Origin of the sequence: Tychonema sp. LEGE 07196 (assembly GCF_963890365.1) — a bacterium.
GTDB lineage: Bacteria > Cyanobacteriota > Cyanobacteriia > Cyanobacteriales > Microcoleaceae > Microcoleus.
In genome coordinates this window covers 1-8,991 of sequence record NZ_CAWPRX010000111.1, presented here as the reverse complement: position 1 = coordinate 8,991, position 8,991 = coordinate 1, and the positions used below count along the sequence as shown (strand labels likewise).

The 8,991-nt window shown below is 45.8% G+C and carries 9 protein-coding genes; 3 read left to right on the top strand and 6 right to left on the bottom strand.

Translation table 11 applies throughout. The annotated features are described in order from the left end of the window. From AACV78_RS13560 to AACV78_RS13550, 3 genes are all read left to right on the top strand, one after another. Positions 1-1,945 (top strand): hybrid sensor histidine kinase/response regulator (locus AACV78_RS13560; RefSeq protein WP_194012779.1); only part of this gene is annotated, 1,945 nt, incomplete at its 5' end. Between the two features lie 162 nt (positions 1,946-2,107). Beyond that, the gene (locus AACV78_RS13555) at positions 2,108-2,584 is read left to right on the top strand and encodes a chemotaxis protein CheW (protein WP_194012778.1); all 477 of its coding nucleotides are present in this window, start codon (positions 2,108-2,110) and stop codon (positions 2,582-2,584) included. A gap of 196 nt (positions 2,585-2,780) precedes the next feature. Further along, positions 2,781-3,488, top strand: coding sequence for a pentapeptide repeat-containing protein (locus tag AACV78_RS13550; RefSeq protein WP_194012777.1), 708 nt, complete (start codon positions 2,781-2,783; stop codon positions 3,486-3,488). Positions 3,489-3,685: 197 nt separating this feature from the next. Here AACV78_RS13550 and AACV78_RS13545 read toward each other — a convergent pair whose 3' ends face one another. The 6 genes from AACV78_RS13545 to AACV78_RS13520 form a co-directional block, all read right to left on the bottom strand. Continuing rightward, entirely contained in the window at positions 3,686-3,829 is a 144-nt protein-coding gene (locus AACV78_RS13545; RefSeq protein WP_194012776.1) for a hypothetical protein, read from the bottom strand. Then, positions 3,826-4,524: an urea ABC transporter ATP-binding subunit UrtE gene (urtE, locus tag AACV78_RS13540; protein ID WP_194012775.1), complete on the bottom strand. Its 699-nt coding sequence runs from the start codon at positions 4,522-4,524 to the stop codon at positions 3,826-3,828. The genes AACV78_RS13545 and urtE overlap by 4 nt, the downstream gene beginning before the upstream one ends. 218 nt (positions 4,525-4,742) lie before the next feature. Further along, on the bottom strand, positions 4,743-5,489 hold the full coding sequence (urtD, locus tag AACV78_RS13535; protein WP_194012774.1) for an urea ABC transporter ATP-binding protein UrtD: 747 nt from the start codon (positions 5,487-5,489) through the stop codon (positions 4,743-4,745). A 146-nt stretch (positions 5,490-5,635) separates the two neighbouring features. Further along, positions 5,636-6,364 (bottom strand): TIGR00266 family protein, encoded by a 729-nt coding sequence (locus tag AACV78_RS13530; protein ID WP_194012773.1) that lies wholly within the window; start codon positions 6,362-6,364, stop codon positions 5,636-5,638. A gap of 91 nt (positions 6,365-6,455) precedes the next feature. Further along, entirely contained in the window at positions 6,456-7,598 is a 1,143-nt protein-coding gene (gene urtC, locus AACV78_RS13525; protein WP_194012772.1) for an urea ABC transporter permease subunit UrtC, read from the bottom strand. A 27-nt stretch (positions 7,599-7,625) separates the two neighbouring features. Beyond that, positions 7,626-8,783 (bottom strand): ABC transporter permease subunit, encoded by a 1,158-nt coding sequence (locus AACV78_RS13520; RefSeq protein WP_228042702.1) that lies wholly within the window; start codon positions 8,781-8,783, stop codon positions 7,626-7,628. Between the last annotated feature and the right edge of the window lie 208 nt (positions 8,784-8,991).

Sequence of the window (8,991 nt, the reverse complement as noted above, 5' to 3'; positions counted from 1 at the left end):
ATCTCCCACTCCCCCACTCCCCAACCTCCAAAGACCGACAATCCGAGTAGACTTAGAACGCTTAACAGAATTGGTGAACCTCGTCGGAGAATTAGTCATCAACCGTACAAATTTGGAACTTCAAGAATCCGAACTGCGCGGCGAAGTCAAGCGCATCCGCCGCAGTATCGTAGATTTGAACCAATTCGGCGGCCAGTTGCGAGAAGAATACGACAGACTGAGTTTTGCCGATTGGAGAGGGGGAAACGGCAATTCGGGACTGGGAAAAATTGCAGGATCTGAAATAGAATTTCCGGCGATCGCTAACAGTAAATCCTCTCTGACCCATGCTCACTTTGATATCTTAGAGATGGATCGCTATACAGAGTTCCACTCTACAGCCGCAGAAGTCATCGAAACCGCCCAAGCAATTTCACAATCCGCCACCAAATTAGACCTCCTAGCCATGAAATTCGAGCGCAGTACCGACCAACTGCGCCGCATTACCGAACAACTCCGCAGCCGCGTCATGCAGTTGCGAGTCGTGAGTTTCAGTCGCGCCGTAGACCACTTGCCCCGAGCGCTCCGGGATATGTGTCTCACTTACGATAAAGATGTCAACCTCCTGTTAGTGGGAAGAGATACCAAAATTGACGAAAGTTTGCTCGATGCTTTGCGCGACCCCTTAATACACTTAGTGAGAAACGCCTTCGACCACGGCATCGAAATGCCCGAAGTTCGGCAAGCCAGCGGCAAACCCGCCAGCGGTCAAATTGAAATAGCAGCCCGCCACCAAGGCGGCCAAACTATTATTACTGTCGCCGATGACGGAAAAGGCATTGACCCGGAAATCATCCGCCGCAAAGTTGTCAACAAGGGTTTAGCGACAGAGGAACAAGCTCAAGAATTTTCCATTGCTGAACTCTACGATTTTCTGTTTTGGCCTGGTTTTAGCACCGCAGAAGGGGTCAGCGACCTTTCGGGGCGGGGAGTCGGACTCGACGTGGTGCGAACGAATTTGCGGACTGTGCGGGGAACGGTGAAGGTGGACTCTCGCCTGGGAAAAGGTACAAACTTTATCATCAAGCTGCCGCTGTTGCTGTCGATTACTGACGCTTTGATGGTGAAGACCGATCGTAATAAAATAGCAGTACCGCTGGATGCAGTCGAGGAGATTCTCCACATCAAAGCTTCGGAAGTTCACACCGCCGGCAATCAGCCGATGCTGTGGTGGCGGGAGGAATTTATTCGTTTGGTGAGGATGCAAGATTTGCTCGAATATAGCGTCCTCGGCCCCGATGGCCCCTCTCCAGATCCTTTGACCCAAGACCACATTCCTGTCTTGGTTTTGGCTTCGAGTGAAGGAATGCTGGCTGTGGCTGTGGAACGTCTGATCGGCCAGCAGGAAATTGTGGTTAAACCCTTGCCGCCGCCTCTATCCAAGCCTCGCGGGGTTTTGGGGAGTACGATTTTGGGGGACGGCAAAGTTGTGACTATTTTGGATGTGGATGATTTGGTAGGTCAACCTTCTTTAGCCAATAGTTCGATCGCCCCTGTGTCCGGTACAACGCCACATATGGCGCCGAGTTCGAGTCAGTCACCCCAGATTTTGGTAGTGGACGATTCCTATACAATTCGGCAGTTGCTGTCTCTGATGCTGACTCGTGCCCGCTACCGAGTCGTGCAGGCTAAAGACGGGCTGGATGCTTTGGAAAAGCTGCAAAACGGTCTTGATTGCAGTTTGGCCATTGTGGATATTGAAATGCCCCGGATGGATGGATTTGAATTGTTGCGATCGATGCGATCGACCCAGCGGTTTGCTAAAATCCCTGTAGCCATGCTGACCTCCCGCAGCGGCGAAAAACATCGGCAAATGGCAATGGAATTAGGCGCAAATAAATATTTCACCAAACCTTACAGCGAAGCCCAACTTTTAGAAGCCATCCCCAAATTAATCAAACATTAGTTATTAGTTATTGGTTGTGAGTTATTAGTTATTAGTTGTGAGTTGTGAGTTATTAGTTGTGAGTTGTGAGTTATTCGTAAAAATTCCCAATTCCCAATTCCCAATTCCCAATTCCCAATTCCCATTACAATCTAAAATCTAAAATCTAAAATCTAAAATCCTATGACTCACGCCAATTACAATCGCCGTTTTCGCAGTCAAAAACAAGGTGCTGTCAGAACGCCCCCTCGAAAACTTGTTTCCTTTGAACTCGGAAACGTTAATTATGCAGTTCCCATTGAAAAAGTCCAGCGCGTTGTCAAAGACTTTAATCCCTACGGTTTTTTAGATAGCGGTCAAAGTTTAGTGCGACATCAAGAAGAATTGATTACCCTGATTAACTTATCCAAAATATTTCCCAGCAGTCGCACTCTTGCTGACTTCAAATACCTGATTGTTTGCAGTTTAAATAAAAGCGATCGCTTGGGAATTCCCATTCCTGATATGCCAAAAATTTTGGAAGTTACCGAAGAAAGTTTCTGCGAAATTCCCGAATTGTACCGCCAACAACAACTGCCTCCGGTAATAGAAAAATTAATTCGCGCACCAGACGGTTCCGAAGTTTTTTATCTGAACTTGGATCTATTTAACTCAATGTAGCGCGCCCGCTGCTAATCAATGTTAGGTGTTGGCAATTAGGAGTTGAGTTTTCTTTAAAATCCCAAGACTAAAATCCTCACTAGCAACCAATTTTATATTTTTATGTCACACACATATAACGCAATTATTATCATAGAATGCTGCCACAAAAGCGCATAATATTATACAATATTAATGGTTTATTTGCAATGTTTTTATGAAAAAAATCACAAGATTGTCGATCGCCCTGTTAATGTTTGCCGCTACTCTAGAATATCCGCAAGCGGGGCTGCAACAAAGGGCGATCGCCCAAACACCAACAGCCCAACCAGAAACACCTCAACCACAAATCATCCAACCACAAATACCCCAACCCCCAACAAGTCAACCCCCAACAAGTCAACCACCAACACCCCAAACACCAACACCCCAACCAAAAGCAGACGATCCCAAAAACCTCGGCTACGTCTCCCCAGAATTTGCCGAAAAATTCTCCCAGCAACAAATTGACCAAATCAACGCCAACGTCGAAACCCTGTTGCTAACCCAAAGCTGCGTCCGCTGCGACCTCCGAGCCGTAAAATTAGTTAACCTGCGCTTAAAAAATGCGATCGTCACAGGAGCAGATTTATCAGACGCCAACCTCAGCGGAAGTCGCTTCGAGATTTCAGATTTTGTCAACACCAATCTTGCTCGCGCCGACTTAAGCGGAGTCGAATTAATCGGAGCAAGAATTAGCAACACCAACCTCAGAAAAGCCAACTTGACAGGAACCAATTTAGACGGCGCAGATTTGCGATTTGCCGACCTCAGAGATGCCAACCTGTCAAATGCCAACCTCCGCAATGCTAACATCGACGGAGCCAGTTTGGACAGAGCCAGCATGGGAGGTACAACAATGCCAGACGGCAGCAAAAAGCAATAACAGAATTTTTTCTAGAAGCAGAAACCAGTTTTTTTTATCAAGCAACTGCATCAAAGCATTTAATCCCATTTACTTGTCACCAGACTCTGCCTGGTAACGAAGATATGGAGGGCTCTGCCTCCTCATTACTCTTTCGCAATCGAGGCAGAGCCTCACTGATATGGGTTCCCAGGCTCTGCCTTGGAACCAGTTAAGTTTCACATAAAATTGACACCAATTCCTTCCTCCATCTTCCATCTTCCTTCTTCCGATGGACTTACATCCGTTACATCCGTTACATCCGTTACATCCGTTACATAATCCGCTGCCGAACTTCCTTCTTCCTTCTGACTTCGATTCAAACAGCCAAAAACCTCTGAATCACCTCATCGCTCAACTCGCTAGTGCTTCCCGAAGCCACAATTCCCCCTTTTTGCATAGCATAATACCAGTCAGCTTGCCGCACAAAATGCAAATGCTGCTCCACCAACAAAACCGAAATACCCCTAGTCGCAATCACCCGACGCACCGCAGCCTCAATATCCAAAATAATAGACGGTTGAATCCCCTCCGTCGGTTCATCCAAAATTAGCAATTTCGGCTCACCCATCAAAGCCCTAGCAATCGCCAACTGCTGCTGCTGTCCCCCGCTCAAATCACCCCCCATGCGATCGAGCATAGTCTTCAAAACCGGAAATAAATCAAAAATCTCATCAGGAATTTTAGGATTTTTAACCGCAATTGGTTTCGCTTCCAAACCCAACAACAAATTTTCTTTAACACTCAACCTAGGAATAATTTCCCGCCCTTGGGGCACGTAGCCGATGCCCAACTTTGCCCGCTGGTGAGTCAACTTAGAAACAATCGACTCACCGCCAAAATTAATCTTACCGCTGCGGGGTTGCAGCAACCCCATCAGCGTTTTTAGCATCGTAGTTTTGCCAACGCCGTTGCGGCCAATCAAACAAACCATTTGCCCCGCATTAACACTTAAATCGACACCGCGCAAAATGTGACTTTCGCCGTAATAAACATTCAAATCAGAAACTTGCAGCATAATTATTGACTGTTGACTGTTGACTGTTGACTGTTAACTGTTGACTGTTGACTGTTGACTGTTGACTGTTGACTGTTGACTGTTGACTGTTGACTGTTGACTGTTGACTGTTGACTGTTAACTGTTGTTATTAGCCAATATCACAAAATAACAAATAACAAACAACAAACAACAAACAACAAACAACAAATAACAAATAACAAACAACAAACAAATGACTACTCTTCTGGTTTTCCCAAATATACTTCAATAACGCGATCGTCATTTTGCACCTCATCCATCGTTCCTTCACACAAAACAGCACCCTGATGCAAAACCGTCACCTTTTTAGCAATTTGCCGCACAAACTCCATATCGTGTTCTATCACCAACACCGAGTGACTTTCTGCCAGCGAAATCAGCAAATCTCCAGTCAGCGCCGTTTCCTCATCAGTCAAACCCGCCACAGGTTCATCCACCAACAACAAATCGGGAGATTGAGCCACCAACATCCCAATTTCCAACCACTGCTTTTCCCCGTGAGAAAGCAAACCAGCAGGAACATCAGCTTTAGCAACTAAACCAATTGTTTCTAACAAACCAGCAACCGTGCGCTTTTCAGCTACAGGAGAACCCTTAAACAAAGTTGGAAATACATTTTTATTGCCGTTGCAAGATAGCTCTAAATTTTCCCGCGGCGTTAAATTTAAATAAACTCGCGGCGTTTGAAACTTGCGGCCAATACCGAGGCGAGCAATCTGATATTCCGACAATTTCCGTAAATTGCGACCTTTAAAGATTACCCGCCCTTCCGTCGGCTGCACCTTCCCGGTTATCGAATCGAGAAAAGTTGTTTTTCCCGCACCGTTGGGGCCAATGATAACTCGCAGTTCGCCCGCATCCATACTAAAATTCAGATTGTTAATGGCTTTGAAACCGTCAAAGCTAACAGTCAAATTTTCTATTTCTAATATTTTTTTATTCATGTATTTGTCAGGAATTTTATTGAATATTTGTTGAAAATTTGTAGTAAGGACTTTAGTCTTTTATTTGTGAATATTTGTAGTAAGAACTTTAGTTGCTTCTTACAAATTTAGCCTGAATGCGGACTGAAGTCCTCACTACAAACCTTTTACGCGAAGCTAGAACTGCTAGAACTGCTCGTTAAAGGAGCTGGATTTACCGCCATAATTCGCTCAGCCAATTTCGAGAGCGGCAGACTTTGCAAATACACTTTGCCAGGCCCGGTTAGCTTGACCAAAAACAAGCCTTCGCCGCCAAACAGAGCATTTCTAAACCCGCCCACAAACTGAATGTCGTAATCTACAGTCGGCGCAAAAGCTACCAAACAGCCAGTGTCTGCCCGCAACACTTCGCCAACTCCCAAATTTTTCTCAACTATTGTTCCTCCCGCATGAACAAAAGCTAGTCCGTCACCCTGCAATTTTTGCAGGATAAAGCCTTCTCCGCCAAAGAAACCGGCACCGAGTCGCTTGGTGAAAGCTACATCAATGTCAATCCCATTTGCCGCACAGAGAAATGAGTCTTTTTGACACAGAAATTTGCCGCCAAGTTTACCTAAATCGAGGGGAATTATTTTCCCGGGATAGGGGGCGGCAAAAGCGACGCGGGCCTTGCGATTTCCGCTGTTGACAAAGGTGCTAATAAAAAAACTTTCCCCTGTCAGCATCCGTTTGAAACCTTGAAATATGCCACCACCTGTGGCTGTTTGCATCTGGATGTCGCCTTCCATGTATGTCATGGCTCCCACTTCAGCTCTGACACCTTCTCTGGGGTCGAGTTCAATTTCAATCAGTTGCAAATCGTCGCCGTAGATTTTGTAGTCAATAACATCTGCCATATGTTTCCCCTCATGTTAAATAATTGAGTTATTTTACTACAAAATCTTTAGTCGGAAATCCGCAAGCATACCAGATATCATTTTTTAGCATTCAATGTTCAAGTTCTTCTTTTTCTCGCTGTACTTCGGGGTCTTGTTCCAGGCTGGGGTAAGTTGATGCGTACTTTGGTTTTTTGAACAGGCGACGGATGTGTTCAAAATCTTTATTTTGCAGCCATCCGACTATGCCGTCGGGCAGGACTGTGACTACTATTAAGAATAGCGCGCCTTGGAAAAATAGCCACACTTCAGGAAATTGTTCGCTCAAGAAACTTTTGCCAAAATTGACTAGCAGCGCTCCGATTATTGCTCCCGATAATGTGGCGCGGCCTCCTACTGCTACCCAAATTACCATTTCGATGGAAAATGCAATGTCCATCGCTTTCGGGGAAATAATTCCTGTTTGTACGGTGAATAAAGCGCCTGCTATTCCGGCCAAACCGGCGGAAATTGCCAATACTAAAACTTTGTATCCTGTGGGATTGTATCCTGAGAAACGCAGGCGCACTTCGTCGTCGCGAATTGCTACGAGCAACCGCCCGAAACGCCCGCTTGTCAGCCACCGGCAGAGGGCGTAGGTTGCTACTAGAAATAGTACGGTGAGAATGTAGAAAATATATTGAGTGTCTCTACTATTTACTGAGGCTCCGAATAGGGTTTTAAAGTCGGTGAGTCCGTTGGTGCCGTTAATCAGTTTTTGCTGGCCGTTGAAAAAGTTAAAAAATACAATGGTTGCTGCTTGGGTGAGAATTGAAAAGTAAACGCCTCGAATTCGATTGCGGAATACTAAGTAACCTAAAAGTCCGCCCAAGATGGCGGGGATGAGGAATACTGCGACGACTGAGAAGGGAAATGAATAGAATGGTTGCCAAAACCAAGGCAGTTCAGTAACGCCGTAGAGACTCATAAATTCGGGCAGTTGAGTGCTGGTGCTTGGGGGAATTTGCAGTTTTAGGTGCATGGCGAAGGCGTAGCCACCTAGGGCAAAAAATACGCCGTGTCCCAGACTGAGCAAACCTGTGTATCCCCAGATTAAGTCTATGCCGAGGGCTGCAATTGCTAGTGCTAAAAATCGGCCCAATTGGTTGAGACGAGCGTCAGGAACTATTCCTGGGACGAGCAATATGAATGTTAGGGCGATCGCCCCTACAATTGCTGCTTCTTTTAGCCGTGCCTTTTTTTGTGTATTTTTCATTTTTTTTGGCGATCGAAGCTGTAGTTGTTAATTCTCAACAGTGCGTCCTTTTTGCGGAAAAATTCCTCCCGGCTTCACTTGCAGAAAAGCCATAATTAAGGCAAATACCATGACTTTTGCCATGCTGGTGGTGGCGAAAAATGTGAAAAAATCCGCTAAGGGCTTGACAGGAGCCAACATTAATGCTACTGTCCCAGAGCCGATCAGGTAATTTGCAGTGCCGATCGCCATTGCAGCAACTACACTGCCCACAATCTTGCCAACACCGCCGACAACCACAACCATAAAAGTATCGACAATATAATTTTGTCCGGTATTTGAGCCTACCGAACCGATCAGACTAATCGCGCACCCAGCAACACCAGCCAACCCCGAACCCAAAGCAAAAGTCAGCGCATCTACTTTCTCGGTAGGTATGCCCAAACAAGCGCTCATGCTGCGATTTTGCGTCACAGCGCGAATCCGCAATCCCCACACAGACTTTTGCAAAAATAGGTAAATTCCCGCCAAACAAATTGCTGTCAGCGCAATAATAAAAAGTCTGGCGTAGGGCAGTTGAAAATTTCCCAGCGGGATGCCGCCGCGCAGCCATGCAGGCGCAGTCACATCAACATTTTGAGCGCCAAACCAAGGTTTAGTTACTGCCAGTTTGTAAGTTTGTGCTAAAACTGCGCTGACAGCCCAAGAAATACCCAAAGACAAAGGTAAAATTATGGCGATAATTCCCTTGCGAATGCGATCGAAATCCGGGCGTCGCTTCAGCACCTGCAACCCGCCAAAAAATAGCAAACAAAATACAGCAATTCCCGCTACCAAAACCCAACTAACACTGCGGACAAACTGCTGTAAAATTAAACTTACGCCCCACGTCGCCAGCAAAGTTTCTAGAGGCCGCCCGTAGAGATAGCGAATCACTCCGCGTTCGAGAATTAATCCTACCAGTGCCGCTACTAAAAAAGCTAGGGGAATGGCAAATAAAATATACATTTCAAAGGCCAATCCTCCCATACCTTTGAAGACATTCTGCACTACAAAAGTTGTATAAGCCCCCAGCATCATCAACTCGCCGTGAGCCATATTAATCACGCCCATCAACCCGAAAATAATCGCTAGTCCCAGGGCTGCAATTAGTAAAACAGCGCCGATGCTAATGCCGTTGAATAAACCGTCCAATAAGCCGCTCAGCACTTTTTATCCTCCTATTTTTCGATAATATTTGATGTCGCGATTTTTTGTATAAAGGTAAGGTGCACCCCCAAGCAGCCTACAAACTTCGGATTTCACGATTGACTTCTACTTTGCTTAGGAACGACAATTTAATAATTTAAATACTTCCTAAGCTGTTGCTCATATATATTGTGTATGGCGATTGAGGGTCCGATGGGGATCAGGG

Coding starts and splice junctions, on each gene's coding strand:
- urtC (WP_194012772.1), bottom strand. CDS start 7,598: ATGAAAAATACACAAAAAAAGGCACGGCTAAAAGAAGCAGCAATTGTA.
- urtD (WP_194012774.1), bottom strand. CDS start 5,489: ATGAATAAAAAAATATTAGAAATAGAAAATTTGACTGTTAGCTTTGAC.
- AACV78_RS13530 (WP_194012773.1), bottom strand. CDS start 6,364: ATGGCAGATGTTATTGACTACAAAATCTACGGCGACGATTTGCAACTG.
- AACV78_RS13550 (WP_194012777.1), top strand. CDS start 2,781: ATGAAAAAAATCACAAGATTGTCGATCGCCCTGTTAATGTTTGCCGCT.
- urtE (WP_194012775.1), bottom strand. CDS start 4,524: ATGCTGCAAGTTTCTGATTTGAATGTTTATTACGGCGAAAGTCACATT.
- AACV78_RS13555 (WP_194012778.1), top strand. CDS start 2,108: ATGACTCACGCCAATTACAATCGCCGTTTTCGCAGTCAAAAACAAGGT.